17 protein-coding genes and 1 riboswitch are annotated in these 25,640 nt (G+C 71.7%); of the genes, 14 read left to right on the top strand and 3 right to left on the bottom strand.

The annotated features are described in order from the left end of the window. Window positions 1-33: 33 nt before the first annotated feature. Window positions 34-2,685, bottom strand: a complete 2,652-nt coding sequence (gene valS, locus KVA01_RS07300; protein WP_141269522.1) for a valine--tRNA ligase — start codon at window positions 2,683-2,685, stop codon at window positions 34-36. Window positions 2,686-2,821: 136 nt separating this feature from the next. Between valS and KVA01_RS07305 the strand changes: the two genes are divergently transcribed. The 3 genes from KVA01_RS07305 to cobA all read left to right on the top strand — a co-directional run bounded on the left by KVA01_RS07305 (window position 2,822) and on the right by cobA (window position 6,419). Further along, window positions 2,822-3,622 carry an SDR family oxidoreductase gene (locus KVA01_RS07305; protein ID WP_141269524.1) on the top strand — a complete coding sequence of 267 codons (801 nt, stop codon included), beginning with the start codon at window positions 2,822-2,824 and terminating at the stop codon, window positions 3,620-3,622. Window positions 3,623-3,879: 257 nt separating this feature from the next. Next, window positions 3,880-4,911 (top strand): siderophore-interacting protein, encoded by a 1,032-nt coding sequence (locus KVA01_RS07310; protein WP_068469011.1) that lies wholly within the window; start codon window positions 3,880-3,882, stop codon window positions 4,909-4,911. Between the two features lie 296 nt (window positions 4,912-5,207). Further along, window positions 5,208-6,419, top strand: a complete 1,212-nt coding sequence (gene cobA, locus KVA01_RS07315; RefSeq protein ID WP_068469013.1) for a uroporphyrinogen-III C-methyltransferase — start codon at window positions 5,208-5,210, stop codon at window positions 6,417-6,419. Window positions 6,420-6,438: 19 nt separating this feature from the next. Here the strand turns inward: cobA and nirB are convergent, their stop codons facing one another. Beyond that, complete coding sequence (nirB, locus tag KVA01_RS07320; RefSeq protein WP_068469014.1) at window positions 6,439-9,072, bottom strand: nitrite reductase large subunit NirB; 2,634 nt, start codon at window positions 9,070-9,072, stop codon at window positions 6,439-6,441. Window positions 9,073-9,189: 117 nt separating this feature from the next. Here nirB and nirD point away from each other — a divergent pair, with 117 nt between their 5' ends. The 5 genes from nirD (at window position 9,190) to ndk (ending at window position 15,627) form a co-directional block, all read left to right on the top strand. Then, window positions 9,190-9,573 carry a nitrite reductase small subunit NirD gene (gene nirD, locus KVA01_RS07325; RefSeq protein ID WP_082810315.1) on the top strand — a complete coding sequence of 128 codons (384 nt, stop codon included), beginning with the start codon at window positions 9,190-9,192 and terminating at the stop codon, window positions 9,571-9,573. 340 nt (window positions 9,574-9,913) lie between these two features. Beyond that, window positions 9,914-13,225 (top strand): isoleucine--tRNA ligase, encoded by a 3,312-nt coding sequence (ileS, locus tag KVA01_RS07330; protein WP_068469015.1) that lies wholly within the window; start codon window positions 9,914-9,916, stop codon window positions 13,223-13,225. Beyond that, window positions 13,222-14,592, top strand: a complete 1,371-nt coding sequence (locus KVA01_RS07335) for a bifunctional folylpolyglutamate synthase/dihydrofolate synthase (protein WP_068469016.1) — start codon at window positions 13,222-13,224, stop codon at window positions 14,590-14,592. Before ileS ends, KVA01_RS07335 begins: the two co-directional genes overlap by 4 nt. 30 nt (window positions 14,593-14,622) lie before the next feature. After that, window positions 14,623-15,081, top strand: a complete 459-nt coding sequence (locus KVA01_RS07340) for a DUF4233 domain-containing protein (protein WP_068469017.1) — start codon at window positions 14,623-14,625, stop codon at window positions 15,079-15,081. 132 nt (window positions 15,082-15,213) lie between these two features. Next, the gene (ndk, locus tag KVA01_RS07345; protein ID WP_055083885.1) at window positions 15,214-15,627 is read left to right on the top strand and encodes a nucleoside-diphosphate kinase; all 414 of its coding nucleotides are present in this window, start codon (window positions 15,214-15,216) and stop codon (window positions 15,625-15,627) included. A 152-nt stretch (window positions 15,628-15,779) separates the two neighbouring features. Here the strand turns inward: ndk and KVA01_RS07350 are convergent, their stop codons facing one another. Next, on the bottom strand, window positions 15,780-16,424 hold the full coding sequence (locus KVA01_RS07350) for a vitamin K epoxide reductase family protein (protein ID WP_307723019.1): 645 nt from the start codon (window positions 16,422-16,424) through the stop codon (window positions 15,780-15,782). 447 nt (window positions 16,425-16,871) lie between these two features. Here KVA01_RS07350 and KVA01_RS07355 point away from each other — a divergent pair, with 447 nt between their 5' ends. The 6 genes from KVA01_RS07355 (at window position 16,872) to proB (ending at window position 25,635) form a co-directional block, all read left to right on the top strand. Continuing rightward, complete coding sequence (locus tag KVA01_RS07355) at window positions 16,872-20,054, top strand: Rne/Rng family ribonuclease (RefSeq protein ID WP_141269528.1); 3,183 nt, start codon at window positions 16,872-16,874, stop codon at window positions 20,052-20,054. Between the two features lie 87 nt (window positions 20,055-20,141). Next, window positions 20,142-20,237: riboswitch (TPP riboswitch) on the top strand. Further along, window positions 20,225-21,769, top strand: coding sequence for a bifunctional hydroxymethylpyrimidine kinase/phosphomethylpyrimidine kinase (locus KVA01_RS07360; protein WP_068469021.1), 1,545 nt, complete (start codon window positions 20,225-20,227; stop codon window positions 21,767-21,769). (Overlaps the previous riboswitch by 13 nt.) A gap of 235 nt (window positions 21,770-22,004) precedes the next feature. Continuing rightward, complete coding sequence (gene rplU, locus KVA01_RS07365) at window positions 22,005-22,316, top strand: 50S ribosomal protein L21 (RefSeq protein ID WP_012398198.1); 312 nt, start codon at window positions 22,005-22,007, stop codon at window positions 22,314-22,316. A 45-nt stretch (window positions 22,317-22,361) separates the two neighbouring features. Next, on the top strand, window positions 22,362-22,616 hold the full coding sequence (gene rpmA / locus KVA01_RS07370) for a 50S ribosomal protein L27 (RefSeq protein WP_012398199.1): 255 nt from the start codon (window positions 22,362-22,364) through the stop codon (window positions 22,614-22,616). A 150-nt stretch (window positions 22,617-22,766) separates the two neighbouring features. Next, window positions 22,767-24,368 carry a GTPase ObgE gene (gene obgE / locus KVA01_RS07375; RefSeq protein WP_068469023.1) on the top strand — a complete coding sequence of 534 codons (1,602 nt, stop codon included), beginning with the start codon at window positions 22,767-22,769 and terminating at the stop codon, window positions 24,366-24,368. Continuing rightward, window positions 24,361-25,635 (top strand): glutamate 5-kinase, encoded by a 1,275-nt coding sequence (gene proB / locus KVA01_RS07380; protein WP_233438800.1) that lies wholly within the window; start codon window positions 24,361-24,363, stop codon window positions 25,633-25,635. The genes obgE and proB overlap by 8 nt, the downstream gene beginning before the upstream one ends. Window positions 25,636-25,640 lie beyond the last annotated feature (5 nt).

Genomic DNA, 25,640 nt, shown 5'->3' on the forward strand with positions numbered 1-25,640 from the left:
TCGTCGGTCGACACGGACGTCGTTCGCCGGGGGTCAGGCCTGCTCGGTCTGCTCCAGCACGACGTCGCTCACGGCCAGCTCGCCGTCGGCATCCGTGAGGGTGACGTCCGCGGCGTTGCCTGCCGCCTTGAGGTCGTCCAGGCCGCCGCGCAACCGGGCGAGCACGTGCGCCGGGGCGCAGATGGTGGCCGACACCACGGCGGTGCGCTGCTTGACCTTGGCCTCGGACTTCGACTTGCGCAACCCGGACAGGGCCTCGCCCACCACCGTCAGGACTTCGGGATCGCCGTCGCGTGCCAGCCCCGCGTAGCCGTCCGTGACGGGCCAGGAGGCGCGGTGCACGGAGCCGGTGCGCCACCAGGACCACACCTCTTCCGTGGCGAACGGGATGAATGGCGCGAACAGCCGCAGCAGGGTGTCCAGGGTCGTGGCGAGGGCCGCGTGCACCGAGGCCTGCGCCTCGGCACCGCGGGAGCCGTACGCGCGGTCCTTGACGAGCTCCACGTAGTCGTCCGTGAACGTCCAGAAGAAGGACTCGATCAGCTGCAGCGCCCGGGCGTACTCGTACTCGCGGAACGCAGTGGTCGCACGTTCCACGACGTCCGCGAGCTGGGCCAGCAGGGAGCGGTCGAGGTCGTTGACGACCACGGAGGCGTCCGTGCCGGAACCCAGCACGGAGGCCTCGGTGACGCCCTGCGCCAGCACGAACTTGGAGGCGTTGAGCAGCTTGATGGCCAGGCGGCGGCCGATCTTCATCTGCCCCTCGTCGTACGCGGTGTCCGCACCGAGCCGCGCGGAGGCGGCCCAGTAGCGCACGGCGTCCGCGCCGTACTTCTCGAGCACGTCCGTGGGGACCACCACGTTGCCCTTGGACTTGGACATCTTCTTGCGGTCCGGGTCCAGGATCCACCCGGACAGCGCCGTGTTGGTCCACGGCACGGTCCCGGCGAGGGTCTCGGCGCGCACCACGGTGGAGAAGAGCCAGGTGCGGATGATGTCGTGGCCCTGGGGGCGCAGGTCCATGGGGAACGTGATCGCGTGCAGCTCGGGGTCCACGCCCCAGCCGGTGGCGATCTGCGGGGTCAGGGAGGAGGTGGCCCAGGTGTCCAGCACGTCAGGGTCCGCCATGAACCCGCCCGGCTGGTCGCGCTGGTCCTCGGTGTAGCCGGGAGCGGTGTCCGTCGCAGGATCCACGGGCAGCTGCTCCTCGGAAGGGAGCACGGGGTGCTCGTAGTCCGGCTCGCCGGACGCGTCCAGCGGGTACCAGACGGGGAACGGCACGCCGAAGAAGCGCTGGCGGGAGATCAGCCAGTCGCCGTTGAGGCCCTCGATCCAGTTCTCGTAGCGCGAGCGCATGAACGAGGGGTGCCACGCCATCTCGCGGCCGCGCTGGATCAGCACGTCCCGCCGCTCGGTGTCCCGGCCGCCGTTGCGGATGTACCACTGGCGCGAGGTGACCACCTCAAGGGGCTTGTCGCCCTTCTCGTAGAAGTTCACCGGGTGCATGATCTTGCGCGGCTCGCCCTCCAGGTCACCGGACGCGACGAGCATCTCCACCACGGCCTTCTGCGCGGAGAACACGGTCTTGCCTGCCACCTGCGCGTAGCGCTCGGCGGGGGCGCCGTCCGCGATCCACTCGGGCTGCTCCGCCTGGAAGCGGCCGTCGCGGCCGATCAGGGCACGGGTGGGCAGGTTCAGTTCGCGCCACCAGGTGACGTCCGTGAGGTCGCCGAACGTGCAGATCATGGCGATGCCCGAGCCCTTGTCCGGCTTGGCCAGGGGGTGCGCCCGGACCTCGACCGCCACGTCGAAGAGCGGGGAGCGCACGGTCGTGCCGAAGAGGTGCTGGTAGCGCTCGTCGTCCGGGTGGGCCACGAGTGCCACGCACGCCGGGAGCAGCTCGGGGCGGGTGGTCTCGATGAACACCTTCCCGCCGTCCTGCTGGTGGAAGGAGATCCGGTGGTAGGCGCCCTCCCGCTCGCGGTCCTCGAGCTCGGCCTGGGCCACCGCGGTGCGGAAGGTGACGTCCCACATGGTGGGGGCCTCGGCCATGTACGCGTTGCCGGCCTCGAGGTCTTTCAGGAACGCGAGCTGCGAGACCTTGCGGGAGTGGGCGTCGATGGTGCGGTAGGTGCGGTTCCAGTCCACGGACAGGCCGAGCGTGGAGAAGAGGTGCTCGAAGACCTTCTCGTCCTCGACCGCGAGCTCCTCGCACAGCTCGATGAAGTTCTGGCGGGACACGACGTCCCAGTCGCGCTGGTTCTTGGCGGGCTTCTCCGGGGGGCGGTAGCCCTCCACATAGGGCCGACCCGGCTCGCAGCGCACGCCGTAGTAGTTCTGCACGCGGCGCTCGGTGGGAAGGCCGTTGTCGTCCCAGCCCAGCGGGTAGAAGACGTTCTTGCCGCTCATGCGCTGGTAGCGGGCGATCACGTCCGTCTGCGTGTAGGAGAACATGTGCCCCACGTGCAGGGAACCCGACGCCGTGGGCGGGGGAGTGTCGATCGAGTACACGGAGGCCCGGTCCGTGTCCTCGCGGAACGCGTAGGTCCCGTTCTCGCGCCACTGCGCGGAGTACTTCTCCTCGAGGCCCTCCAGAGCGGGCTTCTCGGGGACGACCACCGTTGCGGCGGCCGCTGTGCTGTCGAAGGTCGTGGGCGTGTCTGTACCCGTCATCTCGTGTGCCATGCCTTCCAGTCTCTCACGGCGCCTCCGTGCCCCCGCACGGTTCCGCGGGCCGCGGGACGACGGGGACGACGGGGACGACGACGCCGCGGGGCACCCGGGCGGGCACGGCGTCGTCGGCCTTTCCTAGACTGGGGGCATGACGACGAACGGCGCAGCACAGTACCCGGCCCCGGCGGCCCTCGGCGAGGGAAAGGTCGCGGTGGTCTCCGGGGCCTCGACGGGCATCGGGGAGGCGACCGTGGAACGGCTGCGCACGAGCGGCTGGACCGTGTACGCGGTGGCCCGGCGCGAGGAGCGCCTCACGGACCTCGCGCGGCGCACGGGCGCGCTGCCGGTGCCCACGGACATCACAGACCAGGCGCAGGTGGACGCCCTGCGCGACCGCGTGCTCGCCGAGCAGGGCACGGTGGACGCCGTCCTGAACATCTCGGGCGGCGCCCGGGGAACGGACGCCGTCGCGGACGCGGACGTCGACGGGTGGCAGTGGATGTACGAGGTCAACGTGCTGGGCACCCTGCGCGTGATCCGCGCGTTCCTGCCGGCCCTGCGCGCCAACGGCGAGGGCACCGTGCTGAACCTGACCTCGATCGCGGCCCAGCGGGCGTACGAGGGCGGGGGCGGCTACAACGCCGCGAAGCACGCGGAACGGGCCATGACCGAGGCGCTGCGGCTGGAGGAGGCGGAGCACAACGTGCGGGTTGTCGACATCGCCCCGGGCCTCGTGCACACGCCGGAGTTCTCGCTGCGGCGGCTCGGCGGGGACCAGGAGGCGGCGGACCGGGTCTACGAGGGCGTGGAGAAGCCCCTCACGGGCCGGGACGTCGCGGAGGTGTGTGCGTTCGCCGTGGAGCTGCCGCACCACGTGGACATCGACACCCTCGTGCTCAAGCCGGTGGCCCAGGCCGCCCCGCACAAGGTGATCCGCACCGGGCGCTGACGTGCGAGCGGAGACCTCATGGGCGAGGTGATCAGGTTAGGCTTGCCTCATCTGCTGAGGCCATCAAGGAGCGTCATGTCTCGTCGAGGGAACGCGCCGGCCGCGCTCCGGCACCCCGTGCACCGTGGGTGCCGTGGCGCGGTCAGCACTCGGGTCTCCGGGGTGGTGGCCACCACCGCCACGGCACCGGTCATTGCCGGGGGACCCCTTCCGGTCATGCCTCCCGGACCTGTGCTCCGGGCGCTGGGCGCGCGTTCATGACGGGCCTCGAGTGCGTGCGAGCCACGGTCACCGCCCGTGAGCAGCTGAGCGAGCACCTGGTGCGCGTCCGCGTGGCCGGGGACGAGCTGTGCGCCGTGCCGTGGGGTGCCCAGGGTCCGGGGCCGCGGGCGGACGCCTACTTCAAGCTGCTGATCCCTCCGCAGCCGGGCACGCTGCTGGACGTGGACGTCTCCGACATGGCCCGCTGGCGCCGGGAGTTCATGGCCGCCCCACGGGAGGACACCGGGTGGATCCGCACGTACACCGTGCGTGACGCCGCCACGGTCGAGCTCGACGGCGCCTTGGTGCCCGAGCTCGCGGTCGACGTGGTCCTGCACGACGACCCCGAGCACGGCATGGGTCCCGGGGCCACGTGGGGCAGCACGGTGCGCGAGGGCGACCCGGTGCAGATGCTGCTGCCCTCCGGCGACGCCCCGTGGTGGGCCGTGTGGGACGAGGCCCGCGCCGCCGGCCAGGACGTCGTGCTCGCCGGGGACGAGACCGCCCTGCCCGCACTGGCCTCCATCGTGGACGGTGTCGAGCGCGGCGTGTCCCTCGCGGTCGACCGCAGTGCCGCGGCACAGCCCCCGCGCCGCCTCACGGTGGCCGTGGAGGTCCCCGCGGACGACGACGCCGCCGTGGCCACCGGTCCCCGCGCCCTGGCCCGGGCGGCGTCGTCCCCCGAGGACCGCGCCCTGCGCGTGACGCTCGACAGCGGCACGGAGCTGTCCTGGACGTGGCTGCCGCGCGGCCACCAGGCCCGCAACCTCGCCCTGGAGCTGTGGCTGTGGGAACGCCTGGCCGAGCGCTCGCGGCACTCGTGGCAGCTCGCCGCGGACCAGGAGCCGCGGGACGACCTGCCCTTCGTGTGGGACACCGCGGACAGCGGCGGGCGCGGGACCTATTGGTTCCTCGCCGCGGAGTCCTCGTGCGTGAAGTCGATGCGCCGGATGTGCGTGAGCGCCGGGGTCCCCAAGAAGGACATCTCGTTCATGGGCTACTGGCGGATGGGCAGCGCCACCGAGTGAGGCCGTGCCCGCGGTGCGGCAGGCCCGGCAAGGCTCTGAGCCGGGAGCCGCGAACTCCGGGCCGAAGCGTCGGGCGCAACGCACGACGCCGCGTGACGCCCGTGTGACGGCGCGAACCCGGCGCCCGGGCCGCGCACGTAGCATGGCGGGGACCCCACCGCGCCGCAGTGCCACGGGTCGGAGCGCCCCGTTCACCCCGGTGCGCGCCGGACCGCTGCGGACGCGAACCCGTACTGCCACGAGGACGACCGTGGCTTCGTCGCCATCGGCCGTCCGCCCCGAGGAGCCCCACGGCCATGACCTACCCCCTGGGCCTGAACCTGTCCGGACGCCGCGTCCTGGTGGTCGGCGGCGGTGCGGTCGCCGAGCGCCGTGTGGTGCCGCTGCTCGCGGAGGGCGCGGCGGTCCACGTCGTGGCACCCCACGTCACCGACGCCCTGCGGGACCTCGGGGCGGCGGGGGAGCTGACCTGGCACGCGCGCGGCTTCCGCCCCGAGGACCTCGACGGCGCGTGGCTCGTGCTCGCCCACACGGATTCCCGGGCGGTGCAGGAGACCGTGGCGCGGCACGCGGAGCAGCGCCGGGTCTTCTGCGTGAAGGGAGGCGACGCCGAGCACGCCACCGCCCACGTGCCCGCGACCGTCCGCGACCACGGTGTGACCGTGGCCGTCAACGCCGCGAACGACCCCTCCCGCGCCAAGCGGGTGGCCGCCTGGATCTCGGCCCGGCTCTCGTCCGGGGAGGTGCCCGTGACGGCGCGGCGCCCCGGCACGGACGGAGCGGATCGTGAACCCGGCGCTCAGACTTCGGGCACCGTGGCGCTCGTCGGTGGTGGCCCCGGTGACCCGGCGCTGCTGACCGTGCGCGGACGCTATCTGCTCGCGGGGGCGGACGTGGTGGTTGCGGACCGCCTCGGTCCCACCTCCCTGCTGTCCGAGCTCTCCGAGCACGCACGGATCATCGACGTGGGCAAGCGCGCCGGCTACCACAAGCTCACCCAGGACCGGATCAACCAGACCCTGGTGGACGAGGCGCGGCAGGGCCACCGTGTGGTGCGGCTGAAGGGCGGGGACCCGTTCGTGTTCGGCCGCGGCGGCGAGGAGGTCGAGTTCTGCCACGCGCACGGCGTGGCCACGGAGGTGGTGCCCGGGGTGACCTCGGCGATCTCCGTTCCCGCCGCCGCTGGGATCCCCGTGACGCATCGCGACATCGCCCACGGGTTCACGGTCATCACGGCGCACGAGGAGCTGCGGCATGTGCCGTACCGGGACGGCCACACGCTGATCCTCATGATGGGCGTGCGCGGACTGGCCGGTCACTCCCGCACGCTGCGGGACGCCGGCTACCCGGAGGACACCCCGGTGGCCGTGGTGGAGCGCGGCTGGACCCCCACCCAGCGCTGCACCGTGGCGGACCTCGCCACCATCGCCGAGGTGGCCGAGCGGCGCGGGGTGAGGGCCCCGGCCGTGATCCTCGTGGGACGCGTGGCCGCCCTGGGCCGGGACTGACCGTCTGCGTCGGTGTGCCTCAGGGGCGGCCGACGGGGATCTTCGCCCCGGACAGCAGCACCTTGTGGCCCGTGCCGGCCTCCGACTCCTCGACCTCCTGCGGGGTCGCGGGGCGGATCTGGTCGCGCTCCAGCACGTACATCCGGGCGTCGAGGTCCGCGGGGGCACCGGCGGGCTCGTTGACGAACGCGCGGAAGCGGCGCAGCCGTTCCGGGTCCGCGAGCGTGGCGGCCCACTCGTCCTCGTACGCGTCCAGGTGGCGTGCGACCTCTGCCTCCAGGTCCGCGCAGATCCCGAGGGAGTCCTCGATGACGACCTCCCGCACGTGCTGGGTTCCGTCGCCGTACGTCTCGTCCAGCTCCTCGAACCAGCGCGCGGTGCGCTGCAGCCGGTCCGCGGTGCGGATGTAGTACATCAGGTAGCGGTCCACGTAGCGCAGCAGCTCCTCGCGCGTGAGGTCCTTGGCGAAGAGCCGCCCGTGCGCCGGGTTGGAGCCGCCGTTGCCTCCCAGGAACAGGTTCCACCCGTTCGTGGTGGCGATCACGCCCACGTCCTTGCCCTGGGCCTCCGCGCACTCGCGGCTGCAGCCGGAGACACCGAACTTGAACTTGTGGGGCGAGCGCAGGCCCCGGTAGCGGTTCTCCAGCTCCACGGCGAGCGCCACGGAGTCCTGCACGCCGAAGCGGCACCAGGAGCTGCCGATGCAGGACTTCACGTTGCGCAGGGCCTTGCCGTAGGCGGAGCCGGACTCGAAGCCCTCGGCCACGAGGTCCTGCCAGATCTGGGGCAGCTGCTCGAGACGTGCACCGTAGAGGCCGATGCGCTGGGCGCCGGTGATCTTGGTGTAGAGCCCGTACTTCTCGCCCACGGCGGCGAGGACGCCGAGCTTGTGCGGGGTGATCTCGCCGCCGGGCACGCGGGGGACCACCGAGTAGGTGCCGTCCTTCTGCATGTTGGCCATGTTGCGGTCGTTGGTGTCCTGCAGGGTGCCGCGTCCGCCGTCGAGCGAGTAGGCGTGCACCTGGGAGTGCAGGATCGAGGCCACGGTGGGCTTGCACACGGCGCAGCCGTCCGCGCCGGTGCCGAAGCGGGCGAGCACGGACTCGAAGTCCTGCAGCCCGGTGCTGCGCACGGCCTCGTAGAGTTCCGGGCGGGACATCTCGAAGTGCTCGCACAGCGCCCTGGAGACGGAGAGGCCCAGGGCCTTCATGCGCTGGGCGAGGGTCTTCTCCAGCATGGGCACGCACGAGCCGCACTGGGTGCCCGCGGTGGTGCACTTCTTGAGGGAGGCGACGTCGCGGTTGCCGGCGTCCACGGCGGCGCGCACCGTGCCGAAGTCCACGTTGTTGCACGAGCACAGCACGGCGTCGTCGGGCAGCTCCATGTCACCGGGGCCCTCGCCGCCGGCCGCGGAGAGGTAGGCGCCGGGCTCGGCGGGCAGCTGGCGCCCCAGCAGGGGGCGCAGCGAGGCGAAGGGGGAGGCGTCGCCCACGAAGACGCCGCCCAGCAGGGTGCCGTCCTCCCGGGAGACCACGACCTTCTGGTACGCCCCGCGCACCGGGTCCGCGTAGCTGACCGCCACGCACCCGGGGGTCTTCCCCAGCCGGTCCCCGAAGCCCGCGACCTCAACTCCGGAGAACTTCAGGGTGGTGGCCACGTCGAAGTCCGCCACGGTGGCGTCCCCGCCCCACAGGTTCACGGCGGCGGCCTCGGCCATGGCGTTCGCCGGGGCCACGAGACCCCACGTGCGCCCCAGGATGTGCGCGACCTCCCCGATGGCCCACACGTGCGGGTCCTCGGTGCGGCAGTGCTCGTCCACCACCACACCGCCGCGCGGTCCCAGGGGCAGCTTTGAGCTCTTGGCGAGGTCGTCGTTGGGGCGGATGCCCGCCGCCATGACCACGAGGTCCGCGTCGATCGTGCGCAGCTCGGACTCGTCCCCGAGGGACTCCGCGAGGGACACGGAGACCACGTGGCCGTCCTGGTCCAGGTTCACGGAGGAGATGAACGCGCCGCACTGCACGCCGATCCCGGTGCCGCGGATCAGGTCGTTGACCATGTGCCCGGCGGCCTCGTCCAGCTCCACGGACAGCAGCCACGAGGCGACGTCGAGGATCGTGGCCTCGGCGCCCACGTGCTGCAGGCCCTGCGCGGCCTCCAGCCCGAGCAGACCGCCGCCCACGACGACGGCGCGCGGCGTCCTGCCGAGCCGCTGCTCCAGGTCCTCGACCTCGCGGACCATCGCGCGGACGTCGTCCACGCCGCGGAACACGTGTGTGTGGTCGGAGCCGGGGATCGGGATCACGGCGGCGCTGGAGCCGGTGGCGAGCACGACGTCGTCGTAGGCGTGCTGCGCGCCGTGGTCGTCCGTGACCACGCGGCGCTGGCGGTCCAGGGACACGGCCCGGGTTCCGGTGAGCAGGTGGACGTCAGGGCGCCGCCACAGGGAGCCGTCACCGAGGGTGAGGTCGCGCTGGGGGTCGTCGAAGAGCGTCTCGAGCGCCACGCGGTCGTACGGCGTGTACGGCTCGTCCGTGAGCACGGTGACGTCCAGGGGGTCGCCGTCGTGCTCCGTGAGGGCGCGCACCAGGCGGAAGGCGGCCGGGCCGCCTCCGAGGACCAGGACGGAGCGGGGCTCGGGGAGGGCTGTCATGGGGTGTCCTTCCTGCGTCGGACGGTGGTGCCGCGCCCGTGACGAGCACGACACTGCTAGATTAGCGCCGAGAATGCGAAATATCTGGCGCCCACGCGGCGCGGAGGGAGGCTTTCCATGGACGCCACCGCGTCCCACGAGACCCGCGACCGGGAGCCCGCCCTCCCGGACCCGAAGGGCTGGGTGGACCTCTGCGCCCTGGAGGACCTCGAGGTCAACTGGGGGGAGGCGGCGATCGTCGCGGGGCACGAGTACGCGGTGATCCGCACCAACGACGACCTCGTCTTCGTGACCGACCACCGCGACCCCCGCTCCGGGGCACTGGTGATCGCGCGCGGGATCGTCGGGCGCCACGGGGAGCGGCACACGGTCGCCTCGCCCCTCTACAAGGAGACCTACGACCTCGCCACGGGCGAGTGCGTGGCCGGCGGCGAGTACACCCTGCCCGTGTACCCGGCCGAGGTCCGTGACGGCCGGGTGAGGTTCCGCCCCGCCGCGTGAGACCGCGGCGCGGCACGAGGTGGTGCTGCGGGCACAGGCCCGGGAACCAGGGCGCGGGGTCGCACGACGACGCCGCCGGGCGCGCTATCATGGTCCGGTGCGCCGCGTGCGCACGGGCGTTGATCCGGCCATCACCGGGGAGCCCCTCCGGAAGAACAGGCCGCCGTGCCCCAGTAGAACCGGACGTCCCGGGCACGTGACAGCCCTCAACGAGCGGCCCGCGGCGTCGTCGGCACCCCCGGCGGCACGGCGGACAAGCGAGGTGGTACCGCGCCACCGGCGCCCCGTGCGCCCGAGCGTCCTCGCATCCTGAACCATTGTCATCTCAGGATGGAGCACCGTGTCAGAGTCCTTCGTGTACCCCAAGGCGAGCACCGACCCCGCCGCGCAGGGCGTCCCCGCCGCGCCGCGCCTGCCGCTGATCGAGGAGCGCGTCCTCGAGTACTGGAAGCTGGACCACACCTTCCAGGCGAGCATCGACCAGCGCGAGAGCGGCGTGGACGGCTCCAACGAGTTCGTCTTCTACGACGGCCCTCCCTTCGCCAACGGCCTGCCCCACTACGGGCACCTGCTCACCGGCTACGTCAAGGACCTCGTGGCCCGCTACCAGACCCAGCAGGGTCGCCGCGTGGAGCGCCGCTTCGGGTGGGACACCCACGGCCTGCCCGCCGAGCTCGAGGCCATGAAGCAGCTCGGGATGACGGACAAGCAGGAGATCGAGTCGATGGGCATCGACAAGTTCAACGACGCCTGCCGCGCCTCCGTGATGACCTACGCGAGCGAGTGGCAGGACTACGTCACCCGCCAGGCCCGCTGGGTGGACTTCGACAACGACTACAAGACGCTGAACCCGGACTACATGGAGTCCGTGATCGGCGCGTTCAAGGCCCTGGACGACAAGGGCCTCGTCTACTCCGGCTACCGCGTGCTGCCGTACTGCTGGAAGGACGAGACGCCGCTGTCCAACCACGAGCTGCGCATGGACGACGACGTCTACAAGATGCGCCAGGACACCTCCGTCACGGTCGCGTTCGAGCTCTCCGAGGACACCTCCTGGGCCGCCGAGCCGGAAGTCGCCGCCGCCCTGGCCGGCGCGGAGGCCATCGCGTGGACCACCACGCCGTGGACCCTGCCCACCAACGAGGCGCTCGCCGTGGGCCCGCAGATCGAGTACGTCCTCGTCCCGGGTGCCGGTGAGCTGCAGGGCCGCCGCTTCCTGGTGGCCGCGGACCTCGCCGGCTCCTACGCGAAGGAGCTGGGCTACGGCGACGCCGAGGACCCCGCCGCCGCGGTGCGCGACGCCGTCACCGCCCGCTACACGGGTGCCCAGCTCGCGGGCATCCGCTACCGCCCCCTGTGGGACTACTTCACGGACGCCGAGCGCTTCGGCACCGGGCGGGCCTGGCAGGTCCTGGTCGCGGACTACGTGACGACGACGGACGGCACCGGCATCGTGCACCAGGCCCCGGCCTACGGCGAGGACGACCAGCTCACGTGCGCCGAGCACGACATCCCGGTGGTGCTCTCCGTGGACGAGAGCGGGCGCTTCTACCCCCTGTTCACGGACGAGTCCCTGGCCGCGGGCGCCCCGCTGGCCGCACTGTCCGGGCACAACGTGTTCGACAAGGAGGTCACCCGGACGGTCGTGCGCGACCTGCGGGAGCGCGGCGCCCTGGTGCGCGAGGCGTCCTATGAGCACTCCTACCCGCACTGCTGGCGCTGCCGGAACCCCCTGATCTACCGGGCGGTGTCCTCGTGGTTCGTGAGCGTCACGGCGTTCAAGGACCGCATGGTGGAGCTGAACCAGGAGATCAACTGGATCCCGGAGAACGTCAAGGACGGCCAGTTCGGCAAGTGGCTGGAGAACGCCCGCGACTGGTCCATCTCCCGCAACCGCTACTGGGGCTCGCCCATCCCGGTGTGGGAGTCCAGCGACCCCCAGTACCCCCGCCGCGACGTCTACGGCTCCCTCGCGGAGCTCGAGCGCGACTTCGGCCGGCTGCCCCGCAACGCCTCCGGCGAGGTGGACCTGCACCGGCCGTGGATCGACGACCTCGTGCGCCCCAACCCGGACGACCCCACGGGGCAGTCCGTGATGCGCCGCGTCCCCGAGGTGCTGGACGTGTGGTTCGACTCCGGGTCCATGCCCTACGCCCAGGTGCACTACCCCATGGAGAACCGCGAGTGGTTCGAGACGCACAACCCCGGCGACTTCATCGTGGAGTACATCGGCCAGACCCGCGGCTGGTTCTACACGCTGCACATCCTGGCCACCGCGCTGTTCGACCGCCCGGCGTTCCGCAACGTGATCTCCCACGGCATCGTGCTCGGCTCGGACGGGCAGAAGATGTCCAAGTCCCTGCGCAACTACCCGGACGTGAACGAGGTCCTGGACCGGGACGGCTCGGACGCCATGCGGTGGTTCCTGATGTCCTCGCCCATCCTGCGCGGCGGGAACCTGGTGGTCACCGAGCAGGGTATCCGCGACGGCGTGCGGCAGATGCTGCTGCCGCTGTGGAACGTCTACCACTTCTTCGGCCTCTACACGAACGCCGCCCGCGGCGGGCAGGGCTACGACGCACAGCTGCGCCACGACGCCGAGCACGTGATGGACCGCTACATCCTGGCCGAGACGGGTGCGCTCGTCACGGACACCAAGCGGCTCTTCGACGCGTACGACATCTGGGCGGCGGCCGAGCGGCTGCGCAGCTACATGGACACGCTCACCAACTGGTACGTGCGCCGTTCGCGCGGGCGGTTCTTCGACGAGGACACCCAGGCCTTCGACGTCCTGTACACGTGCCTGGAGACGCTGTGCCGCGTGAGCGCACCGCTGCTGCCGCTGATCTCCGAGGAGATCTGGCGCGGGCTCACCGGCGGGCGCTCCGTGCACCTGACCGACTGGCCGGACGCCTCCCTGTTCCCGCGGGACGAGGACCTGGTCACGGCCATGGACCGCACCCGCGCCATCTGCTCCGCCGGCTCGGGCCTGCGCAAGGCGAACAGCCTGCGCGTGCGCCAGCCGCTCGCGGGCATGACGGTGGCCGTGCCGGGCGCCCACGCGCTCGAGGGCACGTTCCAGGAGATCATCGCGGACGAGCTCAACCTCAAGTCGGTGACCCTCGTGGACGCGGAGGAGGTCTCCGCCGCGGACTTCGGCATCTCCCAGGAGCTCAAGGTCAACGCGCGTGCCGCGGGACCGCGCCTGGGCAAGCAGGTGCAGCAGGTCATCAGGGCCACGAAGACGGGCGACTGGTCCGTCACGGAGGACGGCGGCGTCGTCGCCGGGTCCGTGACCCTGCAGGAGGGCGAGTACGAGCTCGTGACGGTCGTCGACGACGCCGCGGCGAGCTCCGCGCGCGCCGTCACCGTGCTGCCCGGCGGCGGCTTCCTGGTGCTGGACACCGAGCTCACCGACGAGCTGCGCGCCGAGGGCGTGGCCCGCGACGTCGTGCGTGCGATCCAGCAGGCGCGCAAGGACGCGGACCTCAACGTCTCGGACCGCATCCGAACGCGTGTGGCCGCGGACGTGGCCACCGTGGCCGCGGTGGAGGCCCACCGCGAGCTCGTGGCGGGGGAGACCCTGTCCGTGGAGCTCGAGGCGGTCCCCGCGGACGAGCTCGCCGTGAGCGTGGAGGTGGTCGAGGCATGAGCGGCGCCCAGGAGCACGAGAACTTCACCTCGGTGGAGGACCTGTACCAGTACCTGCTGGGGCGCGCGCCCGAGGAGGCCATGGCACCGCGGCTCGACGCCGTGCAGCTCGCCGTGGACGCCCTCGGGGACCCGCACCGCAGCGCGCCGGTGGTGCACGTGACCGGGACCAACGGCAAGACCTCGACCGCACGCATGGTCGAGTCCCTGCTGCTCGCCCACGACCTGCGGGTGGGGCGCTACACGAGCCCCCACCTGGACCGCGTGACCGAGCGGATCAGCATCGACGGCGAGCCCGTGGCGGACGAGACGTTCCTGCGGATCTACTCCGAGATCGCCCCGTACCTGGACCTCGTGGACCGCCACCTGGACTCCGACGGTGCCCCGCGGCTGACCTACTTCGAGATCCTCACCGTCCTCGCGTTCGCCGTCTTCGCGGACGAGCCCGTGGACGTCATGGTGCTCGAGGTGGGCATGGGCGGGTCCTGGGACGCCACCAACGTGGCCGACGCCGCGGTCTCCGTGGTCACTCCCATCGACCTCGACCACACGGACCGCCTGGGCGAGACCGTGGAGGAGATCGCGGGGGAGAAGTCCGGGATCATCAAGCAGGGAGGCTTCCTGGTCAGCGCCGCGCAGCAGCCCGGTGCCGCCCAGGTGCTGCTCGAGCGCGCGACCGAGCTCTCCGACCCGTTCCGCTTCGAGGGCGTCGAGTTCTGGGTGGCCGAGCGCTCCACCGCGGTGGGCGGACAGGTCATCACCGTGCAGGGCCTCGCCGCCCGCTACGAGGACCTCATGCTCCCGCTGTTCGGCGCGCACCAGGCGCAGAACGCCGCGGTGGCGCTCGCCGCCGTGGAGGCGCTGCTGGGAGGTGGCGAGAAGCCGCTGAACCAGGAGCTCGTGGTCGCGGGCCTCGGGGCCGTGGCCTCGCCCGGCCGCCTGGAGCTCGTGCGCACGGCCCCGCCCGTGCTGCTCGACGCCGCCCACAACCCGCACGGTCTGCTCGCCTCCGCGGGCGCGCTGCGCGAGGCGTTCACGTTCTCCAAGCTGAACCTCGTGGTCGGCGTGCTGCAGGACAAGGACTCGGAGGCGATGTTCCGCGTGCTCGCGGACGAGTACCGGGAGGTGGCCGTGGAGCTGTGGTGCACCCGCTCCCACTCGCCACGTGCGATGGACCCGGAGGAGCTCGCGGAGATCGCCGTGGACATGGGCTTCGACGAGGACGTGGTGCACGTGGCACCCCGGCTCGACGACGCCTGCTCCGCCGCGATCCAGGACGCCGCGGACCGCCACGCCAACGACGGCGCCGTGCTGATCACCGGCTCCGTGACCGTGGTGGGTGAAGCGCGTGCCCTGCTCGGCCTCTGACCCCCACCGCGCACCCCTGAAAGGAACCGCATGGCCCGCATGACCAAGGCGCAGCGTGAATGGCGCCCCGGCCGCCCCAAAAAGAAGGGCTCCGTGAAGACGATGTTCGCCTCGAGCGTGCTGAGCATCGAGGCCTTCATCGTGTTCTTCGCGGGGCTCGCCGCCTACGGACTCGTGGCGCGGGACTGGAGCACCCCGGGGAAGATCTGGCTCATGGTGGGTGCCGTGGTGCTCGCCGTGGTGTTCGTCATGGCGTGCGCCGTGCTGCGCAGGCCCTGGGGCTACGCCTTCGGGTGGGTGCTGCAGATCGTCCTGATCGCTACGGGCTTCCTGGTCCCGGCGATGTTCGGCGTGGGCCTCATGTGCGCCCTGGCCTGGTGGTACGCCGTGGTCAAGGGCGGGAGCATGGACCGCGAGAACGCGCAGCGGGCCGAGGAGCAGCGGCGCTGGGACGAGGAGCACGACGGAGCGGAGTCGGCCCAGGGCTGAGCCGTTCCACCGGGCCCCGGCCGATAGGCTCGTGCCGAACCCAGGGTCCCCGCACGGGAGCCCCGACACCAGGGTTCCGCGCGGGGCCGAGAGCAACAACCAGTGAAAGCACCGAACAGCAAGGAGAACCACATGACGCAGCGCACCCTCGTCCTCGTGAAGCCGGACGGCGTCCAGCGAGGACTCACGGGCCAGATCCTCGCCCGCATCGAGGCCAAGGGCTACACCCTGGCTGAGCTCAAGCGCGTCACAGCGACCCGGGAGGTCCTGGAGCAGCACTATGCGGAGCACCAGGGCAAGCCGTTCTTCGAGCCGCTCGTGGAGTTCATGATGTCCGGGCCCGTGGTGGCCGCGGTCGTCGAGGGCGACCGCGTGATCGAGGGCTTCCGCAGCCTCGCCGGTGCGACCGAGCCCACCACTGCCGCGCCCGGCACCATCCGCGGCGACCTCGGCCGTGACTGGGGCGAGAAGGTCCAGAAGAACCTGGTGCACGGATCGGACTCTCCGGAGTCCGCCGAGCGCGAGATCGGCATCTGGTTCGGCTGAGCCGCAGACCGTACGACGACGACGGCGCGCCGCCACCTTCCAGAGGTGACGGCGCGCCGTCGTCGTGTGCCGGGTTCCAGGACCCTGGCCCTGGCCCGGGGCCCGTCCCGGAGGAGCGAATCCGTGACGCCGAGCCCGCGGTCCGGGAGAACTCAGGCGAAGATGACCGTGGAGAAGCGCACGGCAATCACGCCGAAGACGATCACCAGGGCACCGACCGCGCTGAGCCACGCCCACGCGGAGAGCCCCGCGTCCGTGTCCCGACCGGCGGTGCCGAAGATCCCGGCGCGCCGCATGCGGGCGGTCGTGTGGGCGAGCAGCACCGTCTGGGCGCACCACACGACCATGCAGTAGAGGCACAGGGCGTTGATGTGGAACGTGGTCTGCCACCACAGCCACAGGGTGAAGACCGAGCCCGCGGCGATCCCGAGCCACAGCAGCACCCAGTACCAGCGGGCGAAGCGCGCCCCGGCCAGGACGCCCAGGGCCACGGCGGCCACCACGGCGTAGGCCACGATCCCGATGAACGGGTTGGGGAAGCCGAAGAGCTCCGCCTGGGGGGTGCGCATCACGGTGCCGCACGAGAGCCACGCGTTGATGTCGCAGCTCGTGCGATGGCCGGCGTCCTGGAAGATCGCGAGCCGCTCGGCGACGAGAACGGCGGAGGCCGCGAAGCCCACCACGCAGCACACCAGGGCGAGGACGGCCCACGAGCGGTCGGTGCGGGTGACCGGTGCGGGCGGCGCGGCGCCGTCGTGAGTGGCAGGGGCGGGGGGAACCGTGGTTGAAGAGCTCACGCGCCCGATCGTAGACCACGGGTCCGGGTGCCGCCCGGGTGCGCCGCGACCCCCGCGACGCCGTGTGACGGGCACGAGGCTCCGGCCCGGGGCGGACATGTGGCCTGGACCACCGGGAATGTGCGGTGACGGGGGACGACTGTGAGATACTGCAAGCGGTCGGACCTCAGCCGCACTTGAGGACCCGGCCCGGCAGGAGCACCGATCGTCATCGGCGCGGACCCGCGGCTCTCAGAGGATCGAGCGCGTCCGCACCGTGCAAGTCCGCGGTCCACAGGGCCCAGCGGCTCGGTCATCCGCCGGCCCGTGGACGGCGCGCGTCACACACGCCGCGCCCTCGGGTACGAACTCGACTTCCGGCGGCCGCGTGGAGAACACCGGCTCGACCGACCGAGCACACCTCGGGCCCGGGTGCGGGCGGTGCCCCGAGCAGGAGCACAACCACACATGGAATCTGAGCAGGACAACTCCCAGTCCCCCCTGGAGGCCGCGGTCTCCGCACCGTTCGAGGGCGAGTCCGCCGCGGCACCGGAGACGACGCCGGGTGTCGCGGACGACGCCGCCGCAGTGGCCTCCGCCGCCCCGGGCCACGACGGCGCGGCCGAGCAGAACGTCGCCGAGCAGAACTCGGTCGAGCAGAGCGCCGCCGAGTCCGGGACGACCCCGGAGAACGCCCCCGCGGCCGAGGGCACCGAGGCCGGCGCCCAGGACGCCGCCGAGGAGACGACGGGGGAGACCCCCGCTGCCGAGCAGGACGCCACGGAGACCGTCGAGGTCGTCGAGAGCGTGAGCGTGGAGGTCACCGAGGAGACCGAGCCCCCCACGCAGGAGGACTTCGGTGCCTTCGGCCCGGGCGCGTCGCTGATGTTCCACGCACCGGACCCGGACGAGATCCGCAAGGCCGCGGAGGCACAGGCCGCGCGCCAGCGCGAGGCCGCCCAGGAGCGCGAGTCCAAGCGTGAGGCCTCGCGAGGCCACGAGGACGACGACGAGTCCGGCAGCGTCTCCAGCAAGCGGCGCCGGCGGCGTCGTCGCGGTGACGAGGACATGGAGCTCGTGGACGAGTCCGACGGCTCCGTGACCCGGGTGCGCGCCCCGCGCGGCGCGTCCGAGGGAACGGGCCCCGACGAGGTGACCGGCGTCAAGGGCTCCACGCGCCTGGAGGCCAAGCGCCAGCGGCGCCGTGAGTCCCGCCAGTTCGGGCGCAAGCGCCACGTCATCACCGAGGCCGAGTTCCTCGCGCGCCGCGAGTCCGTGGAGCGCAAGATGATCGTGCGCCAGAAGGAAAACCGGATCCAGATCGGTGTGCTGGAGGACGGCATCCTCGCCGAGCACTTCGTCTCCCACACGCAGCAGGACTCGCTGATCGGCAACGTCTACGTGGGCAAGGTGCAGAACGTGCTGCCCTCCATGGAGGCGGCGTTCGTGGACATCGGACGGGGTCGCAACGCGGTGCTCTACGCCGGCGAGGTGGATTGGGACGCGGCGGAGCTCGGCAAGAAGCCCCGCAAGATCGAGAACGCCCTGAAGTCCGGCGACACCGTCCTGGTGCAGGTCACCAAGGACCCCGTGGGCCACAAGGGCGCGCGCCTCACCAGCCAGGTCTCCCTGCCCGGGCGCTACCTCGTGTACGTCCCCGGCGGGTCCATGACCGGCATCTCCCGCAAGCTCCCGGACGTGGAGCGCCAGCGCCTGAAGAAGATCCTCAAGGACCGGCTGCCCGAGGGTGCCGGCGTGATCGTGCGCACGGCGGCGGAGGGCGCCTCGGAGACCGAGCTGACCAACGACATCAACCGGCTGCGCTCGCAGTGGGAGCAGATCCAGGAGAAGGCCAAGTCCACCAAGACCCTGGCCCCGGAGATGCTCTACGCCGAGCCGGATCTGACCATCAAGACCGTGCGCGACGTCTTCAACGAGGACTTCACCGCCATGGTCGTGCAGGGCGATCAGGCCTGGGACAACATCGAGGCCTACGTGACCTACGTGGCCCCGGACCTGCTGGACCGGCTGCAGCGCTGGACCGAGGACGGCGACCTCTTCGAGCACATGCGCGTGGAGGAGCAGATCCAGAAGGCGCTCGAGCGCAAGGTCCTCCTGCCCTCCGGCGGCTCCCTGGTGATCGACCGCACCGAGGCCATGACCGTGGTGGACGTCAACACCGGCAAGTTCACCGGCTCCGGCGGCAACCTCGAGGAGACGGTCACCAAAAACAACCTGGAGGCCGCCGAGGAGATCGTGCGCCAGCTGCGGCTGCGGGACATCGGCGGGATCATCGTGGTCGACTTCATCGACATGGTGCTCGAGTCCAACCGGGACCTCGTCCTGCGCCGGCTCGTGGAGTGCCTGGGCCGGGACCGCACCAAGCACCAGGTGGCGGAGGTGACCTCCCTGGGTCTCGTGCAGATGACGCGAAAGCGCATGGGCACGGGGCTGCTGGAGGTCTTCTCGGAGCCGTGCGAGGAGTGCGCGGGCCGCGGCGTCGTCGTCCACGACCACCCGCTCAAGGGCCGCACGGGCGCGGCTCCCACCGACCAGCGCGGCAACCGCAACGACCGCAAGCGCTCGCGCGGCGGCAAGCAGCAGAACAACAACCAGCAGCAGGACCGGTCCAAGTCCTCGTCCTCGAACCGCGGCAACGGCGGCGAGGAGCCGAACCAGGCGCGGGTCGAGGCCACGCGCACGGCGTTCGCCAACATTGCCGCAGCCTCCTCCCACGAGGACGACGCCGCGCAGCACGGTTCCGCAGAGAACGGTTCCGGTCAGCACGGGGCCGGGCAGAACGGCACCGCCCAGGACTCCGACGGCGCCCAGCAGGGCGGCCAGGAGAACCGGCACGGCGGAGACGGCTCCGGCGAGAACTCCCACGGCGAGTCCGAGGGTGGCCGCCGTCGCAAGAAGCGCCGCGGCAAGCGCAGCCGCGGCCGCGCCCAGCAGGACGAGAACGGTGCTGGCCAGGACGACTCCCGGCAGGACGACTCCGCGGAGGGCGGCGAGTCCGCTGAGGCCTCGGAGAACTCTTCGAGCCTGACGATCCACGGCGAGGTCATCGAGCTGCCGCAGGGCCAGTCCGGCCGAGGACGCTCCCGCGGTGAACGTTCCGGTCGCAACCGCTCCGAGGTGGACCAGGCGGACGGCTCGCAGGAGTCCCTGTCCCTGGACTCGCTGACGGCGGCCTTCACGGAGGGCTCCTCCGGGGAGTCCGAGACCACCTCGCGTCCCCGCGGACGCGGCAGGAGCAGGCGCGCCACGGCTCCCGCGACCGGGACGTCCCGCTCCCAGGGCTCGGCGGAGGCGTCCGGTTCGCGTGAGGACCGCGGCGCGGCCGCGGAACCGGCGCGCGCGGCGTCGTCATCCGCTCCCGCGCAGCAGGCTCCCGCGGAGGCCCCGGCCGCCCCGGCCCGGCGCCGTCGTGGCTCGCGCCGCGCGGTGGCCCCGGCCGCCGCGCCGGGCACCGCCAGTGTCACGCGCCGCGAGTACGACGCCCAGAGCGCGACCGTCTCCCGGTTCACCGCGGAGGCGAGCACCGCGAAGACCGTGAGCACGGACGGTCAGCCCACCGTGGTGGGCGTGGGCGTGAAGGCGCAGGACATCACGATGACCCGCAAGGCCGAGTCCCGCAAGGACGACTGAGACTCGCGCGCCCCGGTGCGCGCGGTCACGAGCACGATGCCACAGGGGCGTCCGGATCCGTCCGGGCGCCCCTGTGGCATGATCGGTGGTGCACACACGGGGTGCCGCGCAGCGCGGCTGAGAACACACCCGTCGAACCTGATCTAGCTCGTACTAGCGAAGGGATTGTCGTGAACACCACGCCCACGTCCGCCGTACCCCGCGTCCTCTCGATCGCCGGGACGGACCCCACCGGGGGCGCCGGCCACGCCGCGGACCTCAAGTCCATCGCCGCGATGGGCGGCTACGGGCTCAGCGTCGTCACCGCCGTGGTCGCGCAGAACACGCAGGGCGTGATCAGCGTGCACACCCCACCCGTGGACGTGCTGCGTGCGCAGCTGGAGGCAGTCTCGGACGACGTCGAGCTGGACGCCGTGAAGGTGGGCATGCTCGGCTTCGTGGACGTCATCGAGACGGTGGGGCTGTGGCTCGCCGCGGGGCATGCTCCGGTGGTCGTGATCGACCCCGTGATGGTGGCCACCGCCGGAGGTCGGCTGCTGCAGCCGGAGGCGGAGGAGGCCCTGCGCGGGCTGCTGCCGTACGCGGACCTCATCACGCCCAACCTGCCGGAGCTGGCCGTGCTGGCCCAGCGCCCCGTGGCCACCACCTGGGAGGAGGCCCTCGATCAGGGCCGCACCGTCGCGGACGCGTTCGACACCCGGGTGCTCGTCAAGGGCGGCCACCTGAGCGGGGACACCACGCCGGACGCCCTCGTGGTGCCCGGGACCGCCGAGCCGGTCGCGGAGTTCGGGGGAGCGCGCGTGGTGACCCGCAACACCCACGGCACCGGCTGCTCGCTCTCCTCGGCCGTGGCCACGGTGGTCGCACGCACGGGGGACTGGGCCGGGGGGATCGGCACGGCGCGCGCGTGGCTGCGCGGCGCCCTGCGCACGGCGGACACCCTGCATGTGGGCCACGGCAACGGTCCGGTGCACCACATGCACCACGTCCAGGACCTCGTCACGGACCCCGCTTTCCTGGCCTCCGCGTGCGCGGAGGACGACGCCGCCGGGCCGCGCTTCACGGACGGGCTCTGGAACGACGCCGCCGAGATCCGCGAGCGGATCGGCGCCCTGGACTTCGTGCGGGGGCTGGGGGACGGCACCCTGGAGCGGGACGCGTTCGAGTGGTACCTGGACCAGGACATGCAGTACCTCGAGTACTACTCCAAGGCCCTCGCCCTGCTGGCGGCCTCCGCTCCGGACGAGGACACGCGGGAGCACTTCGCCTCCGCAGCGGCTTCGATGGTCACCGCGGAGTCCGCGCTGCACCGCACGCGGCTCGCGGGCCGGGCACCGCAGCCGCCCTCGGAGGTCACCTTGTCCTACACGGACTTCCTGATGGCGCGCACGGGGCAGGAGAGCTTCGCCGTGGGTGCCGCCGCGATCCTGCCCTGCTACTGGCTGTACGCGCACGTGGGTGCCGAGCTCACGGCACGTGCCCACGAGGTGGGCTGGGAGGGCCACCCGTACGCGGACTGGCTCGCCACCTACGACGACCCCGGCTTCCACGCGGCCACGGAGACCGTGCGCCGCGCGGTGGACCGGGCGGCCGCCAGGGCGGACCAGGCGACGCGGACGGCCATGCGGCGGGCGTTCCTGCGGGCCTGCCACCTGGAACTGGCGTTCTTCGCCCAGACCGCGGAGGGGACGGGCAGCGCGTCGCAAGTGGCGTGACTTCCCCTCATCGGGTAGTCTGGGCTGTCGGTGCCGGGCATCGCTGTGCGTCATATCCATTGAACCGCACGCGGGAACGGCACGCTCGGACGAACATCCTGTTCTGATGCGACAGCCATGCGCAACGCGGTCGGTCCTCGACCACCGCTGCGGGCTGACTCGACATTCGCAGCATCCAGGAGTCCGCCCGACCCACACACGTAGTCCATAGATGTCGAGAGAAGTGAGTTCCCAAGTGGTGTACGCGATTGTCCGCGCAGGCGGCCGCCAGGAGAAGGTTTCCGTCGGAGACCTCGTGACCCTTGACCGCGTCGCCGGCGAGGCAGGCAGCACCGTAGAGCTTCCTGCGCTGCTGCTGGTCGATGGGGACAAGGTCACCTCCGACTCCAAGACCCTGGCCGACGTCAAGGTCACGGCCGAGATCATCGAGGACCTGCGCGGTCCCAAGATCTCGATCATGAAGTACAAGAACAAGACCGGTTACAAGAAGCGCCAGGGTTTCCGCGCCGAACTGACCACGGTCAAGATCACCGGAATCGACGCCTGAGCGTCCCGGTCCCCCATACATTCCCAACGAAGGTAGGCACACACCATGGCACACAAGAAGGGTGCGAGCTCCACTCGCAACGGCCGTGACTCCAACGCCCAGTACCTGGGCGTGAAGCGCTTCGGCGGCCAGTCCGTCAACGCCGGCGAGATCATCGTTCGCCAGCGCGGAACCCACTTCCACCCGGGCCTGAACATGGGCCGCGGCAAGGACGACACGCTGTTCGCCCTGGCCGCCGGTGTCGTCGAGTTCGGCACCCGCCGTGGCCGTCGCGTGGTCAACATCCAGACCGCCGAGTAGTCGGTTCTTTCGGACCTCAGGGTCCACCCGTTCCCGCCGAGTGCGGGGACGACCACTGGAGGGTGGGCGCTCTACGCGCTCACCCTCTAGTCTTTTCACCAGACACCCGGACCACCCGCCCCGCGGGTGACATCCACCCCGAGGAGCAGCGTGGCCAGTTTTGTTGATCGAGTCGTCGTGCACGCCACGGGCGGCAACGGCGGTCACGGGTGCGTGTCCGTCAAGCGCGAGAAGTTCAAGCCCCTGGGCGGCCCGGACGGTGGCAACGGCGGTGACGGCGGATCGGTGATCCTGCGCGTGGACGGCCAGTCCACCACCCTGCTCGGCTTCCACCACGCCCCCCACCAGAAGGCGCCCAACGGTGAGCCCGGCAAGGGGGACATGCGCCACGGCTTCAAGGGTCAGGACCTCGTGCTCTCCGTCCCGGACGGCACCGTGGTCAAGGACCGCGAGGGCAACGTGCTCGCGGACCTCCTCGGTGAGGGCAGCGAGTACGTGGTGGCCGCCGGCGGTCTGGGCGGGCGCGGCAACGCGGCGCTGGCCTCGCCCAAGCGCAAGGCCCCCGGCTTCGCGCTGCTGGGCACGCCCGGCGAGGAGCAGGACGTCGAGCTCGAGTTGAAGTCCATCGCGGACATCGCGCTCGTGGGCTTCCCGTCCGCCGGCAAGTCCAGCCTGATCGCGGCCATGAGTGCCGCGCGCCCCAAGATCGCGGACTACCCGTTCACCACGCTGGTCCCGAACCTGGGCGTGGTGCAGGCGGGGGACACCCGCTTCACCGTGGCGGACGTCCCCGGGCTGATCCCGGGCGCGTCCGAGGGCAAGGGTCTGGGCCTGGAGTTCCTGCGGCACGTGGAGCGCTGCGCGGCGCTCGTGCACGTGATCGACTGCGCGACCCTCGAGCCGGGCCGCGACCCCCTCACGGACCTGGATGCGCTGGAGCAGGAGCTCGCGCACTACGCGGACGCCATCCAGGACGAGGACCCCACCACGGTATCCCTCACCGAGCGGCCGCGGCTCGTGGTCCTCAACAAGGTGGACGTCCCGGACGCCCGCGAGCTCGCGGACTTCATCCGACCCGAGCTGGAGTCCCGGGGCTACCCGGTGTTCGAGATCTCCACGGCCTCCCACGAGGGGCTGAAGGAACTGGGCTTCGCCATGGCGCAGCTGGTCTCCGAGGCCCGTGAGCAGGAGGAGCAGCGGGCGGAGGCGCAGCGCACGGTGACGGTCGTGCAGCCGGAACCCGTGCGGCGTCGTCGTGGCCGTGACCGCCACGAGTTCGTGATCACGCGCGAGGACCGCGCGGAGGAGCCGCTCTACCACGTGCGCGGCGAGAAGCCCGAGAAGTGGGTGCTGCAGACGGACTTCAACAACGACGAGGCCGTGGGCTACCTCGCGGACCGCTTCGCGAAGCTCGGCATCGAGGACGAGCTGTTCCGGATCGGCGCGAAGCCCGGCAACGCCGTGCTGATCGGTCCGGAGGAGAACGGTGTGGTCTTCGACTGGGAGCCCACCATGGTGGGCGGCGCGGAGCTGCTCGGCGGCCCCCGCGGCACGGACCTGCGCATGGAGGAGGCCTCGCGGCCCACCCGCCGTGAGAAGCGCGAGCAGTTCTACGACCGCATGGACGCCAAGTCCGAGGCGCGCGCTGAGCTCGAGCAGGAGCGCCGCGCCGGGATCTGGACCGAGTCCGTGGATGCCGCCCGCAACCGCCGCCGCGCGGAGGCCGCCCAGGAGTCGAACGACGGTGAGTGACACGCCCCGCGAGGAGAGGACGCCGACCACCACGATCGACGTTTCCGCACTCGAGCAGCAGGCCTCCAAGTCCGCGATCCAGCTCAGCACGGAGAGCCGCGGCAAGAACCGCCGCTCGGCCATCACGAGCCGTTCCGAGCTGCCCAAGGCCCGGCGCGTCGTCGTGAAGGTGGGCTCCTCGTCCCTGACGTCCATCGAGAACTCGATCGACGAGAACGCGCTGCACAGCATCGTGGACGCGCTCGGCCGGGTCAAGGCGCAGGGCGTGGAGATCGTCTTCGTCTCCTCTGGCGCGATCACCGCCGGCCTTCAGCCGCTCGGGCTCTCCCGCCGGCCCAAGGACCTCTCCACCAAGCAGGCCGCGGCCTCCGTGGGGCAGGGGCTGCTGATCTCCCGATACACCGAGTACTTCGCGCGCTACCAGGTGACGGTGGGGCAGGTGCTGCTCACGGCCGAGGACCTGATGCGGCACTCGCAGTACAAGAACGCCCACCGCCAGATCGAGCGGCTGCTGGACCTGGGGATCCTGCCCATCGTCAACGAGAACGACGCCGTGGCCACCCACGAGATCCAGTTCGGCGACAACGACCGGATCGCCGCACTGGTGGCCCACCTGATCAAGGCGGACGCGCTGCTGCTGCTCTCGGACGTGGACGCGCTCTACACGAAGCCGCCGCAGCACGGCGGTGAACGGATCGCGACCGTCAAGGACCCGATCACGGACCTCGAGGGCGTGGAGATCGGGACCATCGGCCGCGCGGGCGTGGGCTCCGGCGGCATGGTGACCAAGGTCGAGGCCGCGCGGATCGCGGCGGCGTCGGGCATCCCGGCGCTCGTCACCTCCGCGGCGAACATCGAGCGCGTGCTGGCCGGAGAGGACGTGGGCACGTGGTTCGACACCACCGGCGGACGGCGCAACGTGCGGCTGCTGTGGCTCGCGCACCTCGCGGACATCAAGGGCACCCTCACGCTCGACGACGGCGCCGTGGACGCGATCCTCGGCCGCCGTTCGCTGCTCGCGGCCGGCGTCACCGCCGTGAGCGGGACGTTCACGGCGGGGGACCCGGTCTCCATGGTGGACCAGCAGGGCGTGGAGGTGGGCCACGGGCTCGTCAACTACGGCTCTGACGAGATTCCGGGCATGCTCGGCAAGCGCACGGACGAGCTCGGCGAGGAGTTCGGCGAGGACTACGCGCGCGAGCTCGTGCACGTGGACAACCTGGTGAACCTGCGGCGCCGTTCGGCCCGGACCCGGCTCAAGCGCTAGCCCCG

The sequence above is a fragment of the Kocuria varians genome, from assembly GCF_006539885.1.
GTDB lineage: Bacteria > Actinomycetota > Actinomycetes > Actinomycetales > Micrococcaceae > Kocuria > Kocuria varians.

What these genes read in the sequence shown, in the direction of transcription:
- valS (WP_141269522.1), bottom strand. Translation starts at nt 2,685, where the DNA reads ATGGCACACGAGATGACGGGTACAGACACGCCCACGACCTTCGACAGC.
- KVA01_RS07305 (WP_141269524.1), top strand. Translation starts at nt 2,822, where the DNA reads ATGACGACGAACGGCGCAGCACAGTACCCGGCCCCGGCGGCCCTCGGC.
- KVA01_RS07310 (WP_068469011.1), top strand. Translation starts at nt 3,880, where the DNA reads ATGACGGGCCTCGAGTGCGTGCGAGCCACGGTCACCGCCCGTGAGCAG.
- cobA (WP_068469013.1), top strand. Translation starts at nt 5,208, where the DNA reads ATGACCTACCCCCTGGGCCTGAACCTGTCCGGACGCCGCGTCCTGGTG.
- nirB (WP_068469014.1), bottom strand. Translation starts at nt 9,072, where the DNA reads ATGACAGCCCTCCCCGAGCCCCGCTCCGTCCTGGTCCTCGGAGGCGGC.
- nirD (WP_082810315.1), top strand. Translation starts at nt 9,190, where the DNA reads ATGGACGCCACCGCGTCCCACGAGACCCGCGACCGGGAGCCCGCCCTC.
- KVA01_RS07335 (WP_068469016.1), top strand. Translation starts at nt 13,222, where the DNA reads ATGAGCGGCGCCCAGGAGCACGAGAACTTCACCTCGGTGGAGGACCTG.
- KVA01_RS07340 (WP_068469017.1), top strand. Translation starts at nt 14,623, where the DNA reads ATGGCCCGCATGACCAAGGCGCAGCGTGAATGGCGCCCCGGCCGCCCC.
- ndk (WP_055083885.1), top strand. Translation starts at nt 15,214, where the DNA reads ATGACGCAGCGCACCCTCGTCCTCGTGAAGCCGGACGGCGTCCAGCGA.
- KVA01_RS07355 (WP_141269528.1), top strand. Translation starts at nt 16,872, where the DNA reads ATGGAATCTGAGCAGGACAACTCCCAGTCCCCCCTGGAGGCCGCGGTC.
- rpmA (WP_012398199.1), top strand. Translation starts at nt 22,362, where the DNA reads ATGGCACACAAGAAGGGTGCGAGCTCCACTCGCAACGGCCGTGACTCC.